Genomic DNA, 25985 nt, shown 5'->3' with positions numbered 1-25985 from the left:
GCGGGAGGGAGGGGCCGGAGTCAGCGGCGCGAAAGCGTCCATCGTAGCGCCAGCGCAGCCACGACGGGCAGCAAGAACACCAGCAGGAAGATCGGCAGCTCGTCGGCGACGCTGTAGCCGGCGTGATGCACGCCGGCCCAGAGGTTGATCCCGGCGCCGATCAGCCACAGCGGCACGAAGGCGACGATCGCTTTGCGCTGCGGCGTCCGGCCGGGACCGCCGGCCAGGCGCGCGATCAGCAGGCACAGGCCGAGCAGGGCGAAGCCGGCGAGCAGAACCAGGAGGGTGTGCATGGCGTATCCCCGCAAAAAGCGCGACAGGCGGCGTCGGCGGCCGTCGCGCGCATGGTTGGCGCAAGTGCGTGCAGGCGGCGTGCAGGCGTCGGCACGGGCCGGCGCGCGGCCGAGCGGCGCATCCGCGAATGCGCGCGGCCGGACACGCGCTCGCTCTTTTCGCCCTGGCGCCGGCCTGCCGCGACAACGCAACCTGCGATGTTGCGGCGATGCCGGTCGAAACGGATGTCGCTCCGGCCGGCACCCGCACGGGCTGTGTCCATGACGGCGTCAGCGCGTCGTATAGCCGCCGTTGGCGAAGAGGGTCTGGCCGGTGATCCACCAACCTTCGGTGACCAGGAACCGCACCAGCGGGGCGATGTCCCGGATCTCGGTCAGGCCGCTCTTGGTGCGCCCGCTCAGCGCCGCGGCGGTGGCGTGATAGGCCGCCGACTCCTGCGACTCGGCCGGGTAGAAGAACGGCGTGTCCATCGGCCCCGGGCCGACCGCGTTGACCGAGATGCCGCGTGCGCCGAGTTCCTTGGATGCGGCGCGGGTGAAGTGCTCGATCGGCGCCTTGCTGCCCGGGTAGACGGCGTAGAACGGCGTGTAGGCGGCCAACAGCGAACTGACGATGGTGCAGATGTTGCCGTCGTCGGCCAGCTTCTTGCCGGCCTCCTGGATGAAGAAGAACGCCGCCTTGGAATTGACCGCGAACATGCGGTCGTACTCGGCCTCGGTCACCTCGACCAGCGGTTTCTTGATCACCATGCCGGTGGTGTTGACGGCGATGTCGATCTTGCCGAACGCCGCCAGGGCCGCGTCGAACAGCTTGGCGACCTCGGCCGGCCGGGTCAGGTCGCCCTGATGGGCGAACGCCTCGGCGCCGGCGGCGCGCACCGCGGCGACGGTTTCCTCGGCCGCGGCGCGGGTGGCGTCGGAGTTGTAGTGGACGGCGATGCCGGCAGCGCCGCCGGCGGCGAGCTCGCGCGAAATCAGGCCGCCGAGGTTCTTGGCGCCGCCGCCGATGACGACGGTCTTGCCGTGGAGGGAACGGTCGGGCATGGAGGGACTCCGTTTTTTGGGGCGGGGAGGGACGCGGGACGGGACTGTCCCGCGTGTTGACACGAATGTGATTGCTGTCATGTTTAGCTCGCCCCGGGCCTGCCGCGCTTCCACGATGTCCGAACCGCTTCCAACTTCTCCGCCGGCCGTTGCGGCCGGCGCCGTCGCCCGTGCCGACGCGGCCCTGGGCGCGGCGGCGGTGCGCGACTGGCTCGGCGCGCGCCGGCTGGCGTTCAACCGCGAACTGAGCCTGGCCCCGGGGCTGGACTTCGCCTTCGCCGCCGAGAGCATCGCCGAGCCGACCCAGTGGCGGCTGCAGCACGACCGCCACACCCTGATCGTCCATCTCGACGGCGCGATGCGGCGCCTGGACACCCGCATCGAAGGCGCCGGCCGGCTGCGCCTGCCGCCCGCCGCCGGCGACCTGTGGTTGATTCCGGCCGGGCGCCAGTACCGCGGCGAGGCGCTGGGCGGCGACATCGCCTACGCCGAGTTCAATATCGACCCGGCCCGTTTCGGTCCCTGCCGGGATGCCGCCGCCGGGCTCGGCGCGCGCATGAAGCACCGCGATCCGTTCGTGCACGGCCTGGCCGCGCGCCTGGCCGGGCTCAGCGGCGCCGGCGACGAGCTGGCGGCGATGCTGCGCGAGGCGCTGGGCCAGGCCCTGGGCCTGCACTTGCTGCGCGAGTACGCGGCGGGAGCGGCGGCGCACGCCGCGCCGCCGCCGCAACTCGCGCCGATCCAGCGGCGGCGCATCGAGGACTACATCCGCGCGCATCTGGAACAGCCGGCTTCGGACCGGCCGATCCGTTTGGCCGCACTGGCCCAGATCGCCGGGTTGAGCGTGCACCGTCTGCTGATCGCGTTCCGTGCCGCATTCGGCGCGAGCCCGATCCAGTATGTGCTCGGCGAGCGCCTGCGCCGGGTCTGTTTGCGCCTGCGCGAGAGCGACCAGGACATCGCCACGATCGCCGTGGAAGCCGGCTTCGCCAGCCACAGCCACTTGTCGGTAGCGTTCAAGAAGCGCTACGGCGTGTCGCCGCGCGAGTACCGCGCGGGCGCCGGCTAGCGCGGCTGGCGTCACAATCCGCCCCCTGCCATCGGTCACGTAGACCATCCGCCCATGGGCGCGGTGCGCGCCGTCGCTAGCATCTGCGTGGAAACGTCCGCGTGCGTCGCGGACCGCCATGCGCGGCCGCCGGCCGCGTCCAACGGGCAACGACAGGGAACGAGCGATGCTGACCATCCGCGATTTGACCAAGACTTACGCCAATGGCGTGCGCGCCCTCGACGGCATCAGCCTGGAGATTCCGCGCGGCATGTTCGGCCTGCTCGGCCCGAACGGCGCCGGCAAGTCCTCGCTGATGCGCACCCTGGCGACCCTGCAGGAGGCCGACTCCGGCAGCGCCACCCTGGAGGGCGCCGACGGCAAGCCGATCGACGTGCTGCGCGACAAGGAGACCGTGCGCCGCCAACTCGGCTACCTGCCGCAGGACTTCGGCGTCTATCCCAAGGTCAGCGCCGAGGACCTGCTCGAGCATTTCGCCGTGCTCAAGGGCCTGAGCCAGCGCAGGCAGCGCCGCGAAGTGGTGGACGGCTTGCTGCACCAGGTCAATCTGTGGAACGCGCGCAAGCAGAAACTCGGCACCTTCTCCGGCGGCATGCGCCAGCGCTTCGGCATCGCCCAGGCTCTGCTCGGCCAGCCCCGGCTGGTGATCGTCGACGAGCCCACCGCCGGCCTGGACCCCGAGGAGCGCAATCGCTTTCTCAACCTGCTGGCCGAGATCGGCGAGCAGGTCGCGGTGATCCTGTCCACCCACATCGTCGAGGACGTGACCGATCTGTGCCCGACCATGGCGATCGTCAACAAGGGCAAGGTGCTGCTGACCGGCGAGCCGGCCGCGGCGATCGCCGCGCTGCGCGAGCAGGTCTGGCGCAAGCGGGTGACCAAGGCCGAACTGCCCAGCTACGAGACCCGCTTCACCGTGCTGTCGACGCGCCTGGTCGGCGGCCAGCCGGTGATCCACGTGTTCAGCGCCGAGGCGCCCGAATCCGGATTCGAACCGGTCGAGCCGGATCTGGAGGACGTGTACTTCCAGCGCCTGCGCCAGCACGCGCGCGTCGCGGCCTGAGCGGAGCGCGCCCATGATCCTGGAATTCTTCCGTTTCGAGCTGCGCCAGCAGCTGCGCTCGCCGTTGCTGTGGCTGTTCGCCGCGGTCTACGGTCTGCTCGCCTTCGCCCTGACCAGCAGCGAAGCGGTGCAGATGGGCGGCGCGATCGGCAACGTCGACCGCAACGCGCCGGTGGTGATCGTCAACCTGTTCGGCAATTTCAGCGTGGTCGGGCTGTTCGCGATCATGGTGTTCGTGGCCGGCGCGCTGCTGCGCGACTTCGAACAGGGCACGGCGGACTTGTTCTTCGCCACGCCGATGCGCAAGCGCGACTATCTGATCGGGCGCCTGGCCGCGGCCCTGGTCGGCTGTCTGGCGCTGTACGTGCTGGTTGCGTTGGGAATGATGCTGGGGCCGTTCATGCCCTGGGTGGACCCGGAGCGGGTCGCGGCATTCTCGCTGCGTCCCTACCTGTGGGGCTTCGCGGTGTTCGTGCTGCCGAACCTGATCGTGACCGGGGCGCTGTTGACCTTGCTGGCGCTGAGTTCGCGCAAGTTGTTGGTGGTGTACCTGGGCGCGATGGGGTCCTTCCTGCTCAACGCCATCGCCGGGGTGCTGATGGAGGACATGGAGAACGATTGGCTGGCGACCCTGCTCGATCCGTTCGGCCTGGTCGCGTTCGATCGCAGCATCCGCTATTGGTCGGCCGACGAGTACAACCGCGCGCTGCCGGCGATCGAAGGCTTCCTGCTGGTCAACCGTCTGCTGTGGAGCGCGGCCGGACTGGCGGTGATCGCGCTGGCCTTCGCCCTGTTCAAGCCGCTGCGCGCCGGTACCGGCAAGCCGCGTTGGTGGCAGCGCCGGCGCACCGCTTCGGCCGAGGCGGCGACTCCGCCTCTGGTGCTGCCCAAGGTCTCGCCTCGGTTCGACGCCGGCGCGCGCCGCGCGCAGTTCCTGCATGCCTTGCGCATGGACCTGCTCGGCGTGTTCCGCAGCGTGCCGTTCCTGGTGATGCTGGCGTTCTCGCTGCTGAATTTCCTCGGTTCGGTCAGTGTCATGCAGAGCATGTTCGGGACCAAGACCTACCCGACCACCGCGCTGATGCTGGAGGCGCTGCAGGGCACCTACAGCTACATGCTGATCTTCGTGGTGCTGTACTACGCCGGCGAACTGGTGTTCCGCGAGCGCAGCGTGCGCCTGGCCGAAGTGATCGACGCGATGCCGGTGCCGAACTGGCTGCCGCTGACCAGCAAGTTCGTCTGCCTGGTCGCGGTGGTGGCCTGCTTCCAGGCGGTCGGCGCGGTCGCCGCGATGGGCTACCAGCTGGTCAAGGGCTACACCGCGCTGGAACCCGCGCTGTACCTGCAGGGATTGCTGGTGAACTCGACCCCGTTCGTGCTGATGGGCGGGCTGGCGCTGGCGATGCAGGTGCTGACCAACAACCGCTTCGCCGGTTACGGGGTGATCATCCTGGTGTTGGTGGTCAAGGCGGGGATGCGCTATCTGCATCTGGAGCACAACCTGTACAACTACGGCCACGCTCCCGCCGTGCCGTATTCGGACCTCAACGGCTACGGCCATTTCCTCGAGCCGCGGTTGTGGTTCACCGGCTACTGGGGGCTGTTCCTGCTCGCGTTGTTGCTGCTGTCGGCCGCATTCTGGGTGCGCGGCGTGGCGCCGGACTGGCGCGGCCGCATGGCCGTGGCGCGCGAGCGCTTGCGCGGCCGGCCCAGCCTGATGCTGGCCGGCACGATCGCGTGCTGGGCGGCCGTCGGCGGCTTCATTTTCTGGAACACCAACGTGCTCAACCGCTACTTGCCGTCCGACGTGGCGATGGACGAGCAGGCCGAGTACGAGACCCGCTACCGCCGCTACAAGGACCTGCCGCAGCCGCGCATCGTCGCGGTCGACAACCGCGTCGACCTGTATCCGGAACGGCTGGCGGTGACGATCGCCGGGCGCTATCGCATCGTCAATCAGCATGCGGCGCCGATCCGCGAGCTGCATGTCCGCTACTCGCCGCAAGCGCGGATCGAACGCATGGAGTTCGGCGGCGCCAAGCTGGTCAGCGACGATCGCCGCATCGGCTACCGCATCTACCGGTTCGACCGGCCGATGCAGGCGGGCGAGCAGCGCAACTTCGATTTCCGCCAGAGCTTCGTCCAACGCGGCTTCGGCAACGAGCCGGACAATACCTCGATCGTGGAGAACGGCACCTTCTTCAACTCCAACGACCTGCCGCACTTCGGCTACAGCGAACGCGGCCAGCTCGAAGACCGCAACGAACGCCGCAAGCGCGGGCTCGGCGAGTTGCCGCGCATGGCCAAGCTCGAGGACCAGGCCGCGCGCGCCAACCACTACATCTCCACCGATTCCGACTGGATCGCGTTTCGGACCTCGGTGTGCACCGCGCCGGACCAGATCGCGCTGGCGCCGGGCTATCTGCAGCGCGAATACCGCCGCGACGGGCGGCGTTGCTTCGACTATGCGATGGACCGGCCGATGATGCCGTTCTACGCTTATCTGTCGGCGCGCTGGGAGGTCCGCCGCGCCGAGCACCAGGGCGTGCCGATCGAGATCTATTACGACGCCCGCCACGCCTTCAACGTCGACCGGATGATCGACGCCTCGCGCAAGTCGCTGGATTATTTCCAGGCCAACTTCACCCCGTACCAGCACCGCCAGGTGCGGATCCTGGAGTTCCCGGGCTACGAGCGCTTCGCGCAGAGCTTCGCCAACACCATCCCGTTCTCCGAATCGATCGGCTTCATCGCCGACCTGCGCGACCCGGACCAGATCGACTACGTGTTCTACGTCACCGCGCACGAGATCGCGCACCAGTGGTGGGCGCACCAGGTGATCGGCGCCGCCACCCAGGGCTCGACCGTGCTGTCGGAGTCGCTGTCTCAGTACTCGGCGCTGATGGTGATGGAGAAGGAGTACGGGCGGGCCAAGATGCGCCGCTTCCTCAAGTACGAATTGGACGAGTACTTGTCGGGGCGCGGCGGCGAGCGGGTCGAAGAGCTGCCGCTGGCGCGGGTCGAGGACCAGCCCTACGTGCATTACCGCAAGGGCTCGCTGGTGTTCTACCGCCTGCGCGAGGAACTCGGCGAAGCGGCGGTCAACCGCGCCTTGCAACGGTTCCTGCGGGACAAGGCCTACCAGGCGCCGCCTTACACCAACTCGGCCGAACTGCTGGGCTATCTGCGCGCCGAAGCCAAGCCGGAGCAGCAGCGGCTGATCGGGGATTTGTTCGAAAAGATCAGCTTCTACGACAACCGGGTGGTCGAGGCCACTTCCAAGCGTCGCGCCGACGGCAAGTACGAGGTGACGATGCGCCTGCACGCGGCCAAGCGCTACGCCGACGGCAAGGGCAAGGAAAGCCCGGCGCCGATGGACGACTGGATCGAGATCGGCGTGTTCGCGCGCGGCCCCTCGGGCGAAGAGGCCGACGAGAAGCCGCTGTGGCTGGAGCGACGGCGCGTCCTCGAAACCGAGCCGACTTTGACCGTGGTGGTCGACGAGGCGCCGTACGAGGTCGGCTTCGACCCCTACAACAAGCTGATCGACCGGGTGCCGGAAGACAACCGCAAGAAGCTGTGAGGGCCGGCGGCGCGGCGAGCCCGTCTGCTCGCCGCAGGATCGGAGTAGGCGCCGTCGCGTTCATGGCCCCGGCCCGCTGCCGGCACCACCGTTGCGCGCGCTCATCCGAGGCCTGCCCCCTTTGAAGACAAGGGGGCGGGGAGGGACTTCGCGATGGTTCACAGCGGCGTGGGGCGATCGGATCGGTGAAGCGGGAAAGCCCCGTCTGGTAGCCCTTTTGCAACGGTGTGAATGCGGTCGGAGGGCAGGGAGGAACCCGGTGGCGAGGGATCCTGCGTCGCTCCTGCGCGGCCTCCCAGCCTGAACGCCGTGCCGGCATCGGCGGGGCGCAAACCGCCGCAGCTGGCGGAGAAGCCGGTTTTCGCGTAGAGTTCGCCCCGTTCAGCGCACGGCTGCCTCCCCGCAAGGGTACGTTTCCCAGGTTGCCTGTCGCCCCGCACCGAGTCCCGGATTCGCCGGCGCGACCTTATCCCGCACGTCTTTCGTAGCGCAGACACGGCCCGGAGCATCCGGCGCCGTTCAATCCGATCACTCGCAGCGCGGTTCAAGGGAACGCTGGAGTCGTCACGCGATCGCCCGCGAGCGGGCGCAGGCTTCGGCCCGCGCCGCGGCTGGCTTTCGCGCTTTGCAGGAGTTTCGCCATGACGTTCGAATCGCTTGGGCTGGCGCCCGCGTTGCTGCGCGCGCTGTCCGAACAGAATTACACCACCCCGACCCCGATCCAGGCCGAAGCGATCCCGCTGGCCCTGGCCGGGCACGACCTGCTCGGCGGCGCCCAGACCGGCACCGGCAAGACCGCCGCGTTCGGCCTGCCGTTGCTGCACCGCCTGGCCACCGTCCAGGGCGGCGGCCAGCGCAAGCCGCGCGTGCTGATCCTGGCGCCGACCCGCGAGCTGGCGCTGCAGGTCAGCGACAGCCTGCGCGGCTACGCCAAGTACCTGCGCCTGAACATCCACGCCATCTTCGGCGGCGCCGGCATGGGCCCGCAGCTCGACGCGCTGCGCCGCGGCGTCGACGTGCTGGTGGCGACCCCGGGCCGGCTGATCGACCACCTCGAGCGCGGCAGCGCCAAGCTCGACGCGGTCGAACTGCTGGTCATGGACGAAGCCGACCGCATGCTCGACATGGGCTTCCTGCCGGCGATCAAGCGCATCCTCGGCCGCCTGCCGGCCTCGCGCCAGACCCTGCTGTTCTCGGCCACGTTCGAAGCGCAGATCAAGCAGCTGGCGCTGGAGTTCATGCGCGAGCCGCGCCAAGTGCAGATCGCCGCCAACAACGCCGTGGCCGATGCGATCAGCCATCGCGTGCATCCGGTCGACGGCGGCCGCAAGCGCGACCTGCTGATCGAGATCCTGGCCGGCCGTCCGAACGATCAGGTGATCGTGTTCGGCCGCACCAAGCACGGTTGCAACCGCCTGGCCGAACAGCTCGAAGACGCCGGCCTGAAGTCGGTGGCGATCCACGGCAACAAGAGCCAGGCCCAGCGCCAGAAGGCGCTGCGCGACTTCAAGGCGAACAAGGCGCGGGTGCTGGTCGCGACCGATGTGGCCGCGCGCGGCCTGGACATCCCCAGCCTGCCGCTGGTGATCAACTTCGATCTGCCGATGGTGGCCGAGGACTACGTCCACCGCATCGGCCGCACCGGCCGCAACGGCGCCAGCGGCGAAGCGCTGTCGCTGGTGTCGCCGGACGAGGCCGGCCTGCTGCGCCAGATCCAGCGCATCCTCAAGGACGACATCGAGATGGTGACCGTCGCCGGCTACGAGCCGTCGCGTCCGATCCGCATGGGCTCCGACGCACCGGGCGCGCGCCGTCCGGGCCCCGGCGGCAACCGCGGCAACAACGCGCCGCGCAAGCCCGGCCACCGTCCGCACGGCAAGCCGGCGCCGCGTCATGCGCACGCCGGTCCGAAGCAGCATCGCGGCGGCGGTCAGGGCGGCCAGCGCCGCGACCGCAACGCGGGCTGATCGCCCCGCGCAAGCGGAGCCAGGAAGAGGCCGGCGCAAGCCGGCCTTTTTCTTTGGCGGGGAACTCAAGGAGACAGCGAACAGGAGTTGGGAGACAGTGGTGCGGCGCTTTCGCCATTCCGAATCCCCAGTCCCGAATCCCCGCCTCAAAACCAAACCGTGTGCGCGATCCCCGTTTGAACGAGCGTGATGGCCGAGGCGAAAAGGCGCGGTTCCGATGATCGGGATCGGCCGTCGCGTCGCGGGACGCGGCGAGGGCCGGTCCACCTACGGAGAGTCGATCATGCAACGCGCAGTCATCGCCGTTCTCGCCACGTTCGCCTTCGCCGCCGCTCCGTTGCAGGCCAAGGAGCCGCGCAAGGCCAAGGCCAAGACCGAGGCGGCCGCCCAGGTTCGTTGCGGCAGCCCGGTCGGCACCTGGCGCAATCAGATGGGGTCGGAAATGAGGATCACGTCTTACGATCCGCGCAGCGGCGCCATCCAGGGCCAGTACCGCACCAGCAGCGGCGCGCCCGGTTTCTATCCGCTGGTGGGCTGGGTCAACAGCGCGCCGGCGCAGCCCGGCGGCAGCAACCTGACCACCTACGCCTTCACCGTGCGCTGGAACCAGATCGGCAGCATCACCGCCTGGACCGGCACCTGCGTCGATGGGCCGAACAGCACCGGCCTGCGCACCCTGTGGCAGTTGGCGCGGCCCAACAGTCAGTACGACTGGGACCATATCCTCGCCGGCGCCGACACCTTCGTCTCGCCCTGAGGTCCGTTCGGGAGGGCCGGGCGCGACCGCCGCTCAGGGTTCGGCGCTGCCGAGCCGGCTGGCGACGCGGCGGTCGCGGCCGTTTTCCTTGGCCTGGTACAGCGCCGCGTCGGCGGCGTCGAACACGGTGCGCACGTGGGTGTGCACGCCGGGGACGCAGGTGTACAGGCCGATGCTGAGGCTGACCCGTTGGTCGGCCGAGGCCTTGCCGTAGCGCGCGTCGAGCTTGCGCATGTCGTCGAGGATGCCGTCGGCGACGCGCGCGGCGCCTTCGACGTGGGTGTCCGGCAGGATCAGGGCGAATTCGTCGCCGCCGAAGCGCGCGGCGAGGTCGCGCGGCCGGCGTGCGTGCGCAGCGATGATCTCGGCGATCTCGCGCAGCAGCTTGTCGCCGGCGCGATGGCCTTCGGCGTCGTTGTAGGCCTTGAAGAAGTCGACGTCGATCAGCGCCAGCGACAGCGGCGCGCGGGTGCGGCGCGCGCTGGCCAGCTCGCGTTGCAGCACGTGGTCGAAGCGGCGGCGGTTGCCGAGCTGGGTCAGGGTGTCGAGATTGGCCTCGCGGCGCCAGTGGCGCAGATGGCCGATCACCCACAGCAGGTAGGCCAGGCCGATCATGACGATGGTCGTGGCCGGGGCGAACCAGACATTGCCCAGGCGCAGCAGGGCGACGCTGCCGATCGCGCTCAGCAGCGCGCCGGCGCCGGTCACCAACAGGGGCCGCTCCAGGCGCGGGTGCAACATCAGCAGCATCACCGCGAACAGCATGGCCGCGGCCAGCAGGGCCTGCCACAACGGGTGCAGCGGCACGATCGCGCGGTCGTGCAACAGCATTTCGATCACGTTGGCCTGGTACTCGGCGCCGTGCATGCGCGCGTCGTCGGCCATCGGGGTCAGGTAGCTGGGCACCAGCCCGGTCGCGGTGACGCCGACCACGATCCAGCGTCCGCGCAGCAGCTCGGTCGGCACCTGGCCGTTGATCACGTCGGCGTAGGAGACCTGGCCGAAGGTGCCGGGCGGGCCGGCGAAGCGGATCCGCACGTAGTTGTCGCGGGTCCACTGATAGGGCGAGCCCTGCTGCGACCTGGGTCGGCGCAGGCCGGGCAGAGGATGCGGCGCGGTGCCGGGTTCCAGCCCGATCAGCGCCAGGCCCAGCGCCGACCAGCGCGATTCGCCCAGCCCGGCCTTGAGATACATGCCGCGGGTGGTGCCCTCGGCATCGAGTTCGATGTCGGTATGGCCCAGGGTGGCGGCGGCGGTGGCGATCAGCGGCGTCGGCAGCACTTCCACCGGCGGCGCGTTCTGGCGCATCGGCGCGGTGATCACCGGCAGGGCGACCCGGCCGAGCCGGCGCATGGCCGCGGCCAGGGTACGGTCGTGCTGGTCGCCGTTGCGGTCGGGCTCGGTCAGGACCAGGTCCAGCGCGACCCCGCGCACGCCGGCGTAGCCCAGGCGGTCGAGCATTTGCGCATGGATGTCGCGCGGCCACGGCCACTGCCCGAGCTCGTTGAGGCTGCGGTCGTCGATGGCGACGATCACCACGTCGTCGTCGGGCGCGTAGCCCCACTTGGACAGGTGCAGGTCGTAGAAGAAATCGTCCAGGCGCCAGGTGGCGCCGCTTACGGTCAACAGCGCCGCGAGGCCGGCCACGACCAGCGCGGTGGCGCCGCGCAGCAGCCAGGACCGGGCGCCGAAGGTCATAGAGCCAGCAGCAGCAACACGGCGCCCGCCGCGCCGGCGCCGTAGCACAGCCGGCACGGCAGGCGGATTTCCTGCGAGGGGCCGAACGGCGCCGCATAGCCGTCGTCCTCGACGGTCTGCACGCGCACGTACCAGCGGCCGCTGCCGGGGCGCTTGAGTTCGATCTGCGGCACGTCCACCACCTCTTCGAGCAACAGCGTGGAAAAGTCGGGCTTGCGCGCGATCTGCACGCGGTAGCGCTGGCCCGGTTCGCCCTTCTGCCAGCGCAGGGTCAGACGTCCCTGCGCGGCCTGCGGAGCTTCCAGGCCGGGATCGGCCGGTGCGTCGCTGACCTCGAACGGCAAGGCGTTGCCGAACCGGCCGATGCGGCCTTGCGCATCGCGCGACGCCACGCGCCAATAGTACTTGCCCGCGGGCAGGGATAGCGACGGACGGAAGCGCTGGCCGTCGACTTCGGTATCGATCAGCGGCTGCGCGAACTGTTCGTCCGCCGCCACCTGCAAGCGGGTGCGTTCGACGCCCTGGGCCAGGGTCCACTCGAAGCGCGGCCGCGGCAGGCCGATGCGCTGGCCGTCGAGCGGGCTGATCGTCAGCGGCGGCGGCAGATCGTGGACGACGAAACTGCGCTCGCTGTCGCGGCCGCCCAGGCCGTTGTCGGCGACGGCGCGCACCCGCACCCGCTGGCGTCCGGCCGGCAGGTCGTCGATGCGCAGGCGGGTGTCCTGAGTGCGGGTTTCGAACAGCAGCACTTCCGGCGCGTCGTCGCGCACGACTTCCACCCGGTAGGCCACCGCGCCGGGCACCGGCGCCCAGGCCAGCACGGCCGGCAACTGCTCCAGGCGGGTGTCCGCATCCGCCCAGGACGGGGCCGGCAGCAGCGCGATCGGCGCAGCCGGCGCGGCGCCGGCCGCGGCGACGGTGCCGTAGCCCGGGCGCAGCAGCACCTGGCCCGGGCCGGCGCCGACGGCGACCTTGCCTTCCAGCACTTCGGTCGCGTCCGGCGCGCCTTCATCGCCGGCGCTGACCCGGAAGTGGGTGCCGCGCACGCTCGAGGTCGCCGAGGGGGTGTCGATGATGTAGCGCGAGGCCGGTCCCTTGGCCGGGATGACCCGGTTCAAGGTGCGGCCGCGGCGCAGGCGCATGCGGGTGTCGACCATGCCGGTGCTGCCGTAGCTGCTGAGCTGGTCGAACACCACGCTGCTGTTGTCCTGCACCAGCAGGCGCGAGCCGTCGGCGAACTCCAGCGTGGCGCTGGCGCCCGGCCCGGTTTCCAGGCGGCTGCCGATGCCGATGTGCATGCCTTCGCTGACCAGCTTGGCCGGCAGCGGCGTGGCGGCGGCCGGCGGCAGCAAATTGACCGCGCCACGTACCGCGACCACCCGCGCCTTGGCCGGCTCGATCCGCAGCCAGCCGATCGGGAACTGCATGCGCGAGCCCGGCGGCAGGTGGTAGGGGTCGGCGATGCGGTTGTATTCCTGCAGTTTGCGCCAGTTGATCCCGACCTTGAGATGCTTGGCGCCAAGGTCCCACAGGGTGTCGCCGGGACGGACCCGGTAGGCCCAGTCTTCGGCCTGGGCCAGGCCGGAGCCCAGCAACAGCAGGCCGCCCAGGGCGGCGGCGAAGGGCCGGCGCGCGGCGGCCAGGCGACGGGCGGCGCGCACGAAAGCGGGGAGCGGGAGCGCTGGAGTGGGAAGCATCCGTTTTCCGTAGCTGGGTGGGACAGCGGGGCCGACGGGCGGCAGCGGCATAGCAACCGCGCATTATGCGCCGTCGGTCACATTTTTTCCGCTGCGGCCGTTGCGTTCTGCTGCGGCCGACTCCGGGGGCATCCTAGCGCCGCCGGGCCCGGGTTCGCTGTACGGAAGCGGACCGGCCCGTACGGACCGGTCCTGGGGCCTTGGCCGGCGGCGGTCCCACCCGGCCGCCGGCAGGGCCGCTCAGCCGCGGCGCGAGGCGATCCAGCGGTCGATCTTGCGTTCCAGCACGTCCAGCGGCACGGCGCCGTCCTTGAGCACTTCGGCGTGGAACTCGCGGATGTCGAAGCGCGGCCCCAGCGCCTGCTCGGCGCGCTGGCGCAACTGCATGATGCGCAGTTCGCCGATCTTGTAGGCCAGGGCCTGGCCGGGGATGGCCATGTAGCGTTCGGCTTCGGCGGTGGACTGGGTCTCGCTCTCGGCCGAGTTCTCCAGCATGTAGGCGATCACCTGCTCGCGGGTCCAGCCCTTGCTGTGCAGGCCGGTGTCCACCACCAGGCGGATCGCGCGCCACAGCTCGTTCTGCAGATAGCCGAAGTAGTTGTAGGGATCGGTGTAGACGCCCAGGTCGCGGCCCAGCGATTCGGCGTACAAGCCCCAGCCTTCGGTGAAGGCGGTGGCGCCGCCGAAGCGGCGGAACTTGGGCAGGTCGCTCAGTTCCTGTTGCAGGGCCAACTGGAAGTGGTGGCCGGGGATGGCCTCGTGCAGGTACAGGTCTTCCGCGTCCCAAGTCTTGCGCGTCGGCAAGTCGTAGGTGTTGACGTAGAAGATGCCCGGGCGGCTGCCGTCCTCGCTCGGCCGCATGTACGAACCGCCGGCCGCGGACTGGGCGCGGAACGCTTCCACCGGACGGATCTCGAACGGCGCTTTCGGGGTCAGCGAAAACAGTTCCGGCACTTTGCGGTTGATCTTGGCTTCCAGACCGCGGTAGTGGGCGAGCAGAGCCGGCTCGTCCTTGAACACGAAGCGCGGATCGTTCTGCATGAACTTGAAGAAGTCCTGCAGCGAGCCCTGGAACTTGACCTCGGCCATGACCTTGCGGATCTCGCCGTGGATGCGCGCCACCTCGTCCAGGCCGATCTGGTGGATCTGCGCCGGGCTCAGCTCGGTGGTGGTCGAGCGGCGGGCGTTGAAGGCGTACCAATCGGCGCCGTCGGGCAGCGCGCCGAGCCCGGCGCTGTCGCGCGCCTGCGCCAGGTACTCGTTCTTGATGTAGTCGCGCAGCCGGGCATAGGCCGGCATCAATTCGGTCTCGATCATCTGCCGGTACTCGGCGCTCAGGCGCGCCTTGTCCTGCTCTTCGATGCCGGCCGGCCAATTCGTCACCGGCTTCCAGAACAGGGTGTCCTCGGCGCGTTCCTTGATCAGCGCGTCGAGCTGCGGCAGCACCTTGAGCATCAGCGCCTTGGGCTGGACCACGCCGCGCTTGACCCCTTCGCGGCTGTTGGCGATGAGCTGGTCGAACACCGCCGGCGCCAGCGCCGCGCGCTTGCGCCAGTTGTCGTAGTCGGCGACGGTCTTGAACGGCTGCGAGCCGGCGCCCGAGCCGAGCTGGGCGATCGTGGCGGCGAAGTTGTTGAACTGGTTGACCGGCTGCATCCAGCCCGGGAAGCGCTCGGCTTCCAGGTCCATGCGCGTGTCGCGGACGAAGATCTCGTAGCTCAGCAAGTCTTGCGCCGACAGGCCTTGCGAGCCGACCGATTCAATGGTCTTGAGCCAGCGCTGGTCGAACTCGCGGCTGCGCCGGCGGAACTCGGCGCTGGCGAAGTTCGGCAAGCGGTCGTTGTAGCGCGGGTCGCCCTGGGCGGTGGCGAGCAGCGGATTGAGCTGCAGGGTTTCTTCCCAGTACTGCTCGTACAGGCGGTTGAGTTTCTCGGCCTTGGTCTGCACGGTGACGCGCGGCGCGGGCGTGCCGGCGTCGGCGGCCTGGGCGGCGGCGGGCAGGGCCAGGACGAGCGCGGCGCTCAAGGCCGCGACGAGGACGAGGCGGGACACGGCGGCCGGGCGCGCGGCGCGCGCCGGGCCCGGTCGGAACGGGGTCGGAGTCATGGGAACGGGCGTTCGCAACGGACGGACCCGCAGGCTCCCGTGCGCGCCATGCCGCGGCAAGCGCCGAAGGTCATGCGCCGCCGCGGCCGCAGCGTGCGCGACGTCGCGGTGTCGCGGATCGCCGGCGGACCAGCGCGCCGGCGGCCGGGTCCTGCGCGTGCGCGGCGGCCCTGCTCAATCGCCGAGGTCGGGCAGGCGCAGGCGGGTGGTGTAGAAGTCGCTGGGCTGGCCGATGTCGCGGGCGTAGAACAACTGCCGGCGTTCCCACAACACGGTGGGATGGAATTCGTCCCATCGGGTGTTGACGCAGGGGCCGAGGTTGACCGCGGTGCCGAAGCGGCCGTCGCGCCAGCGCGCCGCATACAGGTCGCCCCAGCCGTGGCCCTGGTCGGGCAAGGCGTCGGGCAGGTCCAGGCGGGTGAACAGCAGGGTGCGGCCGTCGGGCGAAATTTCCGGATTGAACTCCCAGCGTTCGGCGGTGTTGACGCCGCCGGCGACCGCTTGCGCCGGCGCGTAGTCGCCGTTGCGCAGGCGACGGCTGACGTAGATGTTCCACTCGCCGCCGCGTTCGCTGGCGAAGTAGAGATGGCCGCGGCGATCCATGCTCGGGTACAACTCGTCGCCGGCGCTGTTGACCGCATCGCCGAGATGGCGCGGTTCGCGCCAGCCGTGGGCGTGGCGTTCGGCCAGCCACAAATCCATCTTCCCCGCCTGTCCGTCCGGGCGCGGGCGCGCGGAGGAGAACACCAGCGAGCGGCCGTCGGGCGAGACGAACGGGTCCATGTCGCTGTGCACGCCGGAGAACGACGCTGTCTGCGGCGCGCCCCAGCCGTTGCGGCCGCGCAGCGCGGTGCGGATCGTGGCGCGCTCGCGCGTGCCCGGCCACCAACCGGCGGTGTGCGACCAATACGCGCGGCGACGGTCGGGGCTGAAGCTCAGCCGCCACTCCCAGCCCGGGCTGTTGATGCTGCCGTCGCCGTAGCGGCGCACTTCGGGGCAGGTTTCGCCGGCGCGCAACGGCGCGGCGCAGGCGAGCAGGCTGGCGGCGAAGGCGAAAGCCCAGGGCGCGGCGACGGGCGGCAAGGGGCGGCGCATGGCGGTGTCCTCGTGGGAGCGGTCGGTGGCCGCAGCCTGCGCCGCCGGCCAGGCGCCGAGGCGCCCGCGGGGACGAACCGGGGCCGCGCGGTGACGAATGCCGGCGCTGCGATTGCAAGCGCGCGCGGCGCGGTCCAGCATCCCCGTCCATGCGCAATCGAACTTGGCTGCTGCTTGCGGTGCTCGGCTGGTGGACCCTCAGCGGCTTGGTCTGGGTCGGCCAGATCGCGACCATGCACGAGGCCGCCGGCCAGGCCCCGGACTGGAGCGGCACCCTGCGCAAGGAGCTGGCCAGCGCCTGGCTGTGGGTGCCGCTGACCCTGTTCCTGTTCGAATGCGTGCGCCGGCAGCCGATCGAACGCGGCCGCGTCGCCCGCGCGCTGTGCGTGCAGGGGCTGGCGGTGCTGGCGGTGATCGTGCTGCGCACCGTTGCGGTGCTGCTGTTCAATCGCTGGATCGGTTGGTACGAGGTGCTGCCCGGCCCGGGCGAAGTGCTGTTCACCAGCGTGCTCAACAACACCCTCAGCAGTTGGATGATCGTCGGCGTCGCCCACGCCGGCGCCTACGCGGCGCGCGCGCGCCAGCGCGAGCGTCAGGCCCTGGAACTGGAGTCGCGCCTGGCGCGGGCGCGGCTGGAAGCCTTGTCGGCCCAGCTCAATCCGCATTTTCTGTTCAACGCGTTGAACTCGATCGCCGAGATGGTGCATCGCGATCCCGACGGCGCCGACCGCATGCTGGTCGATCTCGGCGCGCTGCTGCGCCACAGCCTGGACAACTCGCACAACCAGGAGATTGCGTTGCGCGACGAACTGGTCGTGCTCGACCACTACCTGGGCATCGAGAAGATCCGGCTCGGCGAGCGCCTGCAGGTCGAATGGGCGATCGACTCGGCCTTGCTCGACGCCAGCGTGCCGCAGCTGCTGTTGCAGCCCTTGGTCGAGAACGCGATCCACCACGCGGTCGCGACCCGTACCACGCCCGGCGCAGTGTCGGTCAGCGCGCAGCGCGAGGCCGACCGGTTGATCCTGGAGGTCAGCGACGACGGCGGCCAGCGTGCGGCCGCCCCGGGGCCGGGCGTGGGCTTGAGCAATACCCGCGCGCGGCTGCAGTGCCTGTACGGCAACGGCCATCGCTTCGAGATCGGCGCGCGTCCCGCCGGCGGCACCTGCGTGCGCCTGCAACTGCCGTACCGGCGATGGGTGCCGGGCGAGGCGGCGGCATGAACGCGACGCCGTTGCGCGCGGTGGTGGTCGACGACGAAGCCATGTCGCGGGCGCGGCTGCGGCGCCTGCTCGAGCAGGCCGGTGCGGTCGACGTGGTGGCCGAATGCGCCGACGGCGACAGCGCGATCGCCGCCTTGCGCCGGCTGCAGCCGGACGTGGTGTTCCTCGACATCCGCCTGCCCGAACTCAGCGGCTTCGGCGTACTCGACGCCCTGCCGCCGCCGCAGCGGCCGCAGGTGGTGTTCGTGACCGCTTATGCCGATCACGCCTTGCGCGCTTTCGACGCCGATGCGGTCGACTACCTGTTGAAACCTTATTCCGCCGAGCGTCTTGCCGCCGCGCTGGCGCGCGTGCGACGCGCACGCGAACCGGCCTTGCGCGCGGCCGAGGCCGGCGACGGGCAGGCCTATCCGCCGCGACTGGCGGTGCCGGTCGGCGCGCGCCTGCGCCTGATACCGGTCGACGAGATCGAATGCGTGCTGGCGCAGAGCAACTATGTCGAGCTGCGCTGCGGCGCGCAGTCGTATCTGTTGCGCGAGACCATGAGCGGGATCGAAACCCGGCTGGACCCGCGTCGTTTCCTGCGCATCCACCGCTCGCGGATCGTCCGGGTCGACGCGATCCGCGACATCGAACATCTCGACGGCGGCCGCTACCTGCTGCGCCTGACCAACGGCCTGCGCCTAGGCAGCGGCGCCAGCTATCGCGAAAAAGTCCGCGCCGGCCTCGGCCTGGGGTGAGCGGCCGGCGCCCCCTGGGGCGCGCAGGGAGCCCAACGCCGGCGCCATCGATCGAAGCCCGAAACCGTCGCGGGGTTGGGTAGGAGCGGCGCAAGCCGCGACCACGGGACGCGTAGAGGAATCAACGCCTTCGCCATCGATCGAAGCCCGAAACCGTCGCGGGGTGTGTAGGAGCGGCGTAAGCCGCGACCGCGTCCTTGCGGTCTCGCGGCGTCTGTCGTTCGAAGGCCTGTGAAGCTTCAAAGCTTAAAGCTTCAAGCAGAGCTTCCGTCCGCAAGCGGCCGGGTCACTTTCTTTGTCCAAGGCGACAACGTCCTACTGGATTTCCTTCGGTCAAAAAGTAGCCAAAGAAAACGCCATGGCGGTTTCGAATCAAAAGCCACGATGGGACCTAGCTTGCGCGGGGCTGCTCCGCACAGGCTCTCCCTGGCTTGGCTGCGCACGGCCCGCCTCCCTGCGGGCCGCCCTCCGGGGCTCCAGGGCGTTCTCGCGAGTTCGATGCGGCGCCAGGCTCTCCACGGCAACGGCAACGGCAACGGCAACGGCAGGCGCTGCGTCGCGGCGGTCGGGGTAGGAGCGGCGCAAGCCGCGACCCACCGCAGTGGTGTGCGCAAGCGTAACCGCCGAAGCCCGGACGATCGGAGCTGTTCGCTCCGCAGTGCGGCGTGCTTCGGATGACGGCGCTGCGTCGCACCGCTGCGGTTGTCGCGGCAGCGGCGCTCCGGCGTCGCCGCTCAATCGGCCGCGGCTTCCTCGCGCAGCTGGCGCGCGCGCGCTTCGCCCAGGTAGCGGTGGATCCAGCGCCGCAGCAGGTAAATCAACGGGATCATCGCGAACGCGGCCAGCATCTTGTAGCCGTAGTTGACCGTGCCGATCGCCAGGAACTGCGGAATCGGCCAATGCTGCGGCCCCAGCACGAAGGCGATGTACAGCACCACGAAGCTGTCGACCAGTTGCGAGACCGCGGTCGAGCCGGTCGCGCGCAGCCATACGTGCTTCTCGCCGGTGGCGCTGCGGATGCGGTGGAACACCGAGACGTCGATCAGCTGGCCGAGCATGAACGCGACCAGCGAGCCGCCGATGCTCCACAAACCCTGGCCGAAGATCGCCGCGAACGCGGCCTGGTAGTCCGGCACGCCCTGAGCCTGGGCCGCGGTGACCCACCAGCCGGCCGGGGCCAGCGCGATCGCCGCGAACGCGAACACGAAGCCGTAGGCGATCAGCAGCGTCGCCAGCCAGGAAATGAAGCGCACGCCACGGCGGCCGAAGAATTCGTTGACCACGTCGGTCATCAGGAACACGATCGGCCACAGCAGGGTGCCGGCGGTGAAGTTCAGCGAGCCGGTCTGGCCGAACAGGTTCCACTGCAACGGCGCGATGCGCAGGGTGTCTTCGAGGGCGAAGATCTTGACCCCGATGAATTCGGCCAGCGCCGCGTTGACGCAGAAAAACGCGGACAGCACGATGAATAAGCGCAGCGCGCGGTCCTGCAGGGTGCGCGTGCCTCCACCGGGGGCCGCGGCGAGCGGCGACGGGTTCGCGCTCACCGCTTCGGCCTCACCCGGTAGATCACGCCGCTCTTGTCGTCGGTGAACAGGAAGCTGTCGCGACCGGTGCGCAGCACGTCGCAGGGACGGCCCAGCACCTTGCCGCCGGCGAGGAAGCCGCTGACCAGCTCGCCGCCGCTGCGGCCGTCGGCCTTGACTCGCACGATGCGATAACCGTGGTCGAGCGCGAGCTTGCTGGCGCCGTGCAGAGCGACCAGGAATTCGTCGCGCAGCAAGCCGCCGTCGGCGGCCGGAAACCAGCTCAGGCCCAAGGCCGAGGCATGCGAAGGAAAGAAGGCGAACGCCTTGGGCACCGCGGCGCAGCCGGCCTTGCGCGGAAACTTGGGATCGGCCAGCGGCTTGCCCTGGTGGTGGTAGCAGTAAGGCCAGCCGTAGTCGGTGCCGTCGCGGACCTCGAACAGGGTTTCGTCGGGCTTGCGGTCGCCGAGATGATCGGACCCCTGGTTGGTCGCGTACAGGCGGCCATCGCGATACAGCAGGCCGACCGCGTTGCGTAGCCCGGTGGCATAGAAGCGGCGGCCGCTGCCGTCGGGGTTCATCTGCAGGATCGCCGCGCGCACGTCTTCTTTTTCGACGCAGGCGTTGCAACTGCTGCCGACCGAGACATAGAGCTTGTCGCCGCCGAAGGCGAGGGTGCGGGTCAGGTGCCAGCCGCCGTATTTGTAGCTCAGGCCGTAGTCGGGAAAGCTCGCCAGCACTTCCGGTTCCGAAGACGGCCTGGTGTCGCCGTTGCGGTAGCGATAGCGCAGCAGCTTGTCGGTGTTGGCCACGTACAGCCAGCTCTTGCCGGCCGGGTCGGTGTAGAAGGCGACGCTGTTGGGATTGCGCTGCTTGTCCAAGTACACCGAAACCTTGGTGTAGCGTTCCTTCTGCTCGTCCCAGCCGTCCAGCGCGTAGACGCGCCCGAGCTTGTTGTCGCTGAGGTCGTGCAGGTCGGTGACGAACAGGCGGCCGTCCGGGCTGCGGGCGAAGAAGCGCACCCGCTTGAGGCCTTGCACCACCGGCACGATGTCCAGATCCGCCGGCAGGTTGAGGTTGAAGCGGCGGCCGTCGTCGAGGCGGACCGGATGCGGGGTCAGCGCGGCGGGGGCGGCGGCGGCCGATGCGGCGCCGAGGGCGAGGAGGGCGAAGGCGGTACAGCGCAGGCTTTGCAGCAGGCGTGAAGTCATTGCGAACGGTCCATGTCGGGCGCCGCGGGTGCGGCGGGGAAGGTATCGGCCGCGGAAGGCACCGAGAACGGAATCGAGGCCGGCGACACCGCGCCGCCGGAGATGATGAAGCTCATGGCCTGATCCACGGTCCAGTCGGTCGGGGTGATCTTCTCCACCGGCACGATCTCCAGGTAGCCGGAAGTCGGATTGGGCGTGGTCGGCACGTACACCGCCGCCAGTTCGCGGCCGCTGCCGGCTTCGCGCAGGACCTTGGTGACGAAGCCGATCGACTTCATCTCGTTGTGCGGGAAGTCGATCAGCACCACGCGCTGGGTGCCGTCGGGCTTGGTCTGCAGGATATCGAGCAATTGCCGCGCGCTGCCGTAGACGATGCTGGCCAGCGGCACGCGTTTGATCAGCGATTCGAACCAGCGCAGCACGGTCTGGCCGACCACCACCCGCGCCATCGCGCCGGACAGCAGGATCACCGCCAGGGTCGCGATCAGGGCCAGCGCGGTCTGCACCCATTCGGAGCCGAGCCAGGACAACGCTTGCGGATGGGCGAGCGCGAGGTCTTGCAACAGCGGCCCGATCAAGGGCCGGCTGATGTCCGACAGCATCACGAACACGAACTTGACCACGACCCAAGTCAGCCAGATCGGCAACAGGGTCAGCAGGCCGGTGAGGAACAGGCGTTGCAGAGTGGGCGGGCGCATGGCGCCGATTCTAACGGCCCTGCCGCGGCAGCCGCATGGCGGCGTGGGTTCGGAAGGGGGCGCACCGCCCCGCCCGCGGCGGCGCCGGCCCCTGTAGGAGCGGCGTCAGCCGCGACAGCCGCAGCGGTGGATGCGAGCGCGGTGGTCGAAGCCCGGTAGATCGGAAGGGGCTGCGGAGTCGTCGGCTTCGGAGAACGGCGTGGTATTGCGTCGCTTCGGTGGGTCGCGGCTTACGCCCCCTTGTAGGAGCGGCGTCAGCCGCGACAGCCGCAGCGGCGGATGCGAGCGCGGTGGCTGAAGCCCGGTAGATCGGAAGGGGCTGCGGAGTCGTCGGCTTCGGAGGACGGCGTGGTATTGCGTCGCTTCGGTTGGTCGCGGCTTACGCCGCTCCTACAGGGGCGCCGCCGCGTCGCCGCGGCCGTCGCCGCTCAGCGTTCGCGCACCAGGCGGAAGCCGACGTCGTCGTAGCCGCGGCCGCCGCTGAGCGGGCGCTGCGCGGTGCGGCTGCGCCAGGAGGTGCCGCCGACCTGGCGCTGCTGGCAGTTGCGGCCGCAATCGGCGGACCACATCGACAGGGCGCGGCCGCTGGTGCCGGGCATGCGCTGGGCCTCTTCGGCGGTCGGCAGACGGTAGCTGCGGCCGGTCTGCTGGCTGTACCAGCGCGCGTAGGCCTCGGCGTCGGCGATCGATACGCACACCACCGGCTCGGCCTCGCTCTGGTCGAAGCCCGGCGCGCGCCAGTCCTTGGGCGCGATCACCCGCAACAACGAGACGCGTTCGCGGCACAGCGCCGGGGGGCGGCCGTTGGCGTTGGCGAAGCGCGCGTACTCGCCGCGGCTGACCGGACGCGGATTGAAGCTGACCGCGACGCTGGCGGCCGGCGTAGCCGCCGCGACGCCCGGCGCGCCGCGCGCGATGGCGCCATCGCCGGCGATGCCGCGCGCCTGCGCGACCAGCCGGGTGGAGACATTGCGCGGCAGGCCGAACTCTTCGGCCAAGGCGATCACCTTGCCGGCGTCGGCGCCGTCGCCGCGTCGCGCGGCCTGTTCGAGCCGGGCCTCCAATGCGACGGACGCCTTCTCGCGCAAGCTGCGCTGGGCCGGCGAATCGGCGGTGCCGGTCTGCTGGCCGAGCGCGGTGGCGTTGACCAGGTGTTCGCGGGCGCGCTGGTCGCGGCCTTCGCGCAGGTCGCGGGCCATTTCCTCGGCGAAGGCCTGGGTCAGTTCCTCGACCACCGCGGCGACTTCCGGACTGGTGCTGTCCAGATGCCAGGCGGTGAGCAGGCTGTTGTAGGCGTTGGCGTCGGCCGGCGCAGCCAGGCGGCCCTGGGCGATGTAGTTGCGCGCCGATTGCAGCGAATCCTGCAGCGGCGCGGTCGGCAGCGGCGCCATCATCGCCTGGGTCGGGTCCGGATCGGCCGCGGCGTTGCGCGCCGCATCCGTCGCCGGCGCCTGGGCGCGGAAGAAACCGTCTTGTTCGACCCGGTTGAGGCCGAAGGCCAGGGTCACCAGGGCGATCGCGACCACCGCCAGCCCGGCCCAGGCCGGCGTGGCCCAGCGCTTGAGCGGCCGCAGATGGCTCATGCCGCGCGCGAACGCGGACATCTCGCCGCGGTGCTTGATCTCGCCGATCGCCGCGGCCATTTCCGCGGCGTCGGCAAAACGCTGCTCGGGCTGCTTGGCCAGAGCGCGGTTCATGAAGCGCTGCCAGTGCTTCAGCGCCGGCGGCAGCTTCGGGATCGGGTCCTGCGCGTGCATCACGGCCATCGACAGCGCATCGGGCGCTTCGAACGGCAGCCGTCCGGTCAGCATTTCCCAGATCAGCACGCCGAGGCTGTAGAGGTCGGCGCGGCCGTCGACGTCTTCGCCGCGCGCCTGCTCCGGCGCCATGTAGGCGGTGCTGCCGACCGCCAGCCCGGTCGCGGTCATGCGCGCGCCGTAGCCGCGGCGCAGGGCGATGCCGAAGTCGGCCAGCAGCGGCCGCTCGGCGATGTCGAACAGCACGTTCTCGGCCTTGACGTCGCGATGCACGACGCCGCGGGCGTGGGCGTATTCCAGCGCCGCCAGCAGCGGTTCGACGATCGCCAGCACGTCGCGCTCGCCGCCGGCGAAGCCGCGTTCGATGCGCTTGCCCAGGTGGCCGCGCGGCAGATACGGCATGGCGTAGTAGGGCAGGCCCTCGCGGGTGCGCCCGACTTCGTGGATGCCGACCACGTTGGGATGTTCCAGGCGCGCGATCGTGCGCACTTCGTTCTCGAACCGGCGCCGGCTGACCTCGTCGGCCAGCGCGTGCGGCAGCATGATCTTGATCGCGACTTCGCGACCGAGCGCGGCCTGCTCGCCCAGGTAGACGGTCGACAGAGCGCCGTGGTTGATGATCTCGCGCAGCCGATAGCCCGGAATCTCCGGCATCGGAGCGCTCGCGCCTTCGGTTTGATCGTTCGTGATGGACATCGCGGCCCCATATCGCGACCGGTCGGCAATCCCGCCGCCAGTGCCCGCATTCGAGCTAGTGTGTCTGTTATCCGACCGTGATGACAAGGGGAGCGCAATCGGACGCCGCCGCGATTCGCCTTGCGAACGCGGTCACAGCTTGGGGCTTGGGGCGTTAGGGCGACGTCAGCGTTTGTCGCGCTTGCGCCGCACGTACAGTTGTTTGCGGATCTTGGCGACGACCTCGCCGTCGCCATCGACCACGTCGGTGTCGAACCAGCGCAGGTATTTCTCGCCGCCGGCGGTGGCGGCGCGCAATTCGTCCAGGATCGTCTCGTCCAGGGCGAATTCGGCGCGCACCGTGCCGCGGCCGGGCTTGACGAATTCGATCGAGCCGGCGCGGTCCCAGACGATGTAATCCTTGCCCAGCGCCTGCAGCGCCAACAGCATCCAGAACGGATCGGTCATCGCGAACAGGCTGCCGCCGAAGTGAGTGCCGACGTAGTTGCGGTTCCACGGCCGCATCCGCAGCTCGACCGCGGCATGCCGGTAATCCGGCGCGATCGCGGCGACGTGGATGCCGGAGAACAGGAACGGCGGCCACAGATTGAGGCCGTGGCGCAGGGTGCTGGCTTTCATGCGGGCGACAAGCAGGCGAGGCGGGGAGGGCGGAAATCGAAGCCCCGCCATCCTGCCATACGCATGCGTATAGTCAACCCCGGGCGGCGCGGCCGGCCCCGGGGCGCAGGCTTAGAACAGCAGCGACGCCATCTTGCGCCGGTACTGGCCGACCAGATCGGCGTCCTCGACCACCCGGAAGGCGTCGATCAGGGCCTTGCGCGGCAGGCCTTCCTGGTAGCTGCGGTCGCGCCGCAGCAATTCGATGAACTGGTCCAGGCCGGCCTGGTCGCGGCCGGCGGCGATCAGGCGTGCGCCGAGCAGGTAGCGCGCCTGCAGATCGTCCGGCTGCGCGGCGAGGGCCGCCTCCAGGGTCTCCAGCGGCGGCGCGTCGCGGGTCACGGCGAGGAAGCCCAGCCGCGCGCGGGCGCGCAGGCTGCGGTCGTCGGTGGCCAGGTTCGCCGGCAGGCTGTCGAGCAATTGTTCCGACTCCTGCGCGGCGCCGGTGGCGAGCAGGGCCAGGGCCAGGTCGAGCTGCAGCTCGGGCTTGTCCGGCTGCTCGGCGACTTCGCGGCGCAGGCGCACCACCTCGGCATGCGGGTCCACCGGCGCGGCCTCGGCCGGTTCGGCATCGGCCGGCGCCTCGCCCGGCTCGATGCCGTGGTGCTTGAGGAATTCGCGCACCGCGCTTTCCGGCAGCGCTTCGGCGAAACCGTCGACCAACTGGCCGCCCTTGATCAGGAACACGGTCGGAATCGAACGGATCTGGAACGCCGCGCCGAGTTGCTGCTCGGCTTCGACGTCGACCTTGGCCAGTTCGAACGCGCCGTTGTACTCGCCGGCCAGCTTTTCCAGGATCGGCCCCAGCACCTTGCACGGCTGGCACCAATCGGCCCAGAAGTCGACCAGCACCGGCGTCTGCAGCGATTTCTGCAGCACCTCTTCCTGGAAACGTTCGGTGGTGGCGTCGAAGACGTGGGGCAGGGCGGTGGCGGTCATCGGCTGGCTCTTCAAGGGTTCGGCGCGCAAAGTCCGCGCGGTTCGAATCCGGAGGTGGGGGCGGCGCGGACGCAAGGCAAGCGCGCCGGATCGGTGCGCACGCTAGCATGTGGCGATGAAACGCTCATCCAGGCCCGGCCCGGCGACGCCGGGCGCTTCCGCCGCC

19 protein-coding genes are annotated in these 25985 nt (G+C 70.1%); 7 read left to right on the top strand and 12 right to left on the bottom strand.

What is annotated here, in order from left to right; all coding sequences use genetic code 11:
• Positions 1-20 precede the first annotated feature (20 nt).
• Positions 21-293, bottom strand: a complete 273-nt coding sequence (locus V2J18_RS15170) for a hypothetical protein (RefSeq protein ID WP_064747467.1) — start codon at positions 291-293, stop codon at positions 21-23.
• Positions 294-563: 270 nt separating this feature from the next.
• Entirely contained in the window at positions 564-1337 is a 774-nt protein-coding gene (locus V2J18_RS15165) for an SDR family oxidoreductase (RefSeq protein WP_064747466.1), read from the bottom strand.
• A gap of 115 nt (positions 1338-1452) precedes the next feature.
• Here V2J18_RS15165 and V2J18_RS15160 point away from each other — a divergent pair, with 115 nt between their 5' ends.
• From V2J18_RS15160 to V2J18_RS15140, 5 genes are all read left to right on the top strand, one after another.
• Positions 1453-2406: a helix-turn-helix transcriptional regulator gene (locus V2J18_RS15160; protein WP_336132168.1), complete on the top strand. Its 954-nt coding sequence runs from the start codon at positions 1453-1455 to the stop codon at positions 2404-2406.
• A gap of 166 nt (positions 2407-2572) precedes the next feature.
• Entirely contained in the window at positions 2573-3469 is an 897-nt protein-coding gene (locus V2J18_RS15155; protein ID WP_064747464.1) for an ABC transporter ATP-binding protein, read from the top strand.
• A 13-nt stretch (positions 3470-3482) separates the two neighbouring features.
• Entirely contained in the window at positions 3483-7052 is a 3570-nt protein-coding gene (locus tag V2J18_RS15150) for an ABC transporter permease/M1 family aminopeptidase (RefSeq protein WP_336132166.1), read from the top strand.
• A gap of 641 nt (positions 7053-7693) precedes the next feature.
• On the top strand, positions 7694-9019 hold the full coding sequence (locus V2J18_RS15145) for a DEAD/DEAH box helicase (RefSeq protein ID WP_064747462.1): 1326 nt from the start codon (positions 7694-7696) through the stop codon (positions 9017-9019).
• A gap of 283 nt (positions 9020-9302) precedes the next feature.
• The gene (locus V2J18_RS15140; protein WP_336132164.1) at positions 9303-9776 is read left to right on the top strand and encodes an avidin/streptavidin family protein; all 474 of its coding nucleotides are present in this window, start codon (positions 9303-9305) and stop codon (positions 9774-9776) included.
• Between the two features lie 33 nt (positions 9777-9809).
• Here V2J18_RS15140 and V2J18_RS15135 read toward each other — a convergent pair whose 3' ends face one another.
• The 4 genes from V2J18_RS15135 to V2J18_RS15120 all read right to left on the bottom strand — a co-directional run bounded on the left by V2J18_RS15135 (position 9810) and on the right by V2J18_RS15120 (position 16372).
• On the bottom strand, positions 9810-11474 hold the full coding sequence (locus tag V2J18_RS15135; protein WP_064747460.1) for a CHASE2 domain-containing protein: 1665 nt from the start codon (positions 11472-11474) through the stop codon (positions 9810-9812).
• A complete protein-coding gene (locus tag V2J18_RS15130) occupies positions 11471-13135 on the bottom strand; it encodes a FecR domain-containing protein (protein ID WP_261370062.1) in 1665 nt (554 codons plus the stop codon). The genes V2J18_RS15135 and V2J18_RS15130 overlap by 4 nt, the downstream gene beginning before the upstream one ends.
• Before the next feature lie 276 nt (positions 13136-13411).
• Positions 13412-15277 carry a DUF885 domain-containing protein gene (locus tag V2J18_RS15125; protein ID WP_064747458.1) on the bottom strand — a complete coding sequence of 622 codons (1866 nt, stop codon included), beginning with the start codon at positions 15275-15277 and terminating at the stop codon, positions 13412-13414.
• A 174-nt stretch (positions 15278-15451) separates the two neighbouring features.
• A complete protein-coding gene (locus V2J18_RS15120) occupies positions 15452-16372 on the bottom strand; it encodes a TolB family protein (protein ID WP_075575058.1) in 921 nt (306 codons plus the stop codon).
• Between the two features lie 149 nt (positions 16373-16521).
• Here V2J18_RS15120 and V2J18_RS15115 point away from each other — a divergent pair, with 149 nt between their 5' ends.
• The gene (locus V2J18_RS15115) at positions 16522-17595 is read left to right on the top strand and encodes a sensor histidine kinase (RefSeq protein ID WP_064747456.1); all 1074 of its coding nucleotides are present in this window, start codon (positions 16522-16524) and stop codon (positions 17593-17595) included.
• Positions 17592-18335 (top strand): LytR/AlgR family response regulator transcription factor, encoded by a 744-nt coding sequence (locus V2J18_RS15110; RefSeq protein ID WP_336132161.1) that lies wholly within the window; start codon positions 17592-17594, stop codon positions 18333-18335. The genes V2J18_RS15115 and V2J18_RS15110 overlap by 4 nt, the downstream gene beginning before the upstream one ends.
• Positions 18336-19069: 734 nt before the next feature.
• Here V2J18_RS15110 and V2J18_RS15105 read toward each other — a convergent pair.
• The 6 genes from V2J18_RS15105 to trxA form a co-directional block, all read right to left on the bottom strand.
• Positions 19070-19882 (bottom strand): queuosine precursor transporter, encoded by an 813-nt coding sequence (locus tag V2J18_RS15105; protein ID WP_064746945.1) that lies wholly within the window; start codon positions 19880-19882, stop codon positions 19070-19072.
• The gene (locus tag V2J18_RS15100) at positions 19879-21072 is read right to left on the bottom strand and encodes a PQQ-dependent sugar dehydrogenase (protein WP_141233372.1); all 1194 of its coding nucleotides are present in this window, start codon (positions 21070-21072) and stop codon (positions 19879-19881) included. Before V2J18_RS15100 ends, V2J18_RS15105 begins: the two co-directional genes overlap by 4 nt.
• Complete coding sequence (locus tag V2J18_RS15095) at positions 21069-21770, bottom strand: DUF502 domain-containing protein (protein ID WP_079248059.1); 702 nt, start codon at positions 21768-21770, stop codon at positions 21069-21071. Before V2J18_RS15095 ends, V2J18_RS15100 begins: the two co-directional genes overlap by 4 nt.
• A gap of 428 nt (positions 21771-22198) precedes the next feature.
• A complete protein-coding gene (locus tag V2J18_RS15090; protein WP_336132160.1) occupies positions 22199-24223 on the bottom strand; it encodes a bifunctional serine/threonine-protein kinase/formylglycine-generating enzyme family protein in 2025 nt (674 codons plus the stop codon).
• A gap of 165 nt (positions 24224-24388) precedes the next feature.
• Complete coding sequence (locus tag V2J18_RS15085) at positions 24389-24841, bottom strand: DUF4442 domain-containing protein (protein WP_336132158.1); 453 nt, start codon at positions 24839-24841, stop codon at positions 24389-24391.
• Between the two features lie 111 nt (positions 24842-24952).
• The gene (gene trxA / locus V2J18_RS15080; protein WP_064746955.1) at positions 24953-25819 is read right to left on the bottom strand and encodes a thioredoxin; all 867 of its coding nucleotides are present in this window, start codon (positions 25817-25819) and stop codon (positions 24953-24955) included.
• Positions 25820-25985: the final 166 nt, after the last annotated feature.

The sequence above is a fragment of the Lysobacter firmicutimachus genome, from assembly GCF_037027445.1.
GTDB lineage: Bacteria > Pseudomonadota > Gammaproteobacteria > Xanthomonadales > Xanthomonadaceae > Lysobacter > Lysobacter firmicutimachus.
This window is presented reverse-complemented; position numbering and strand designations above follow the sequence as displayed.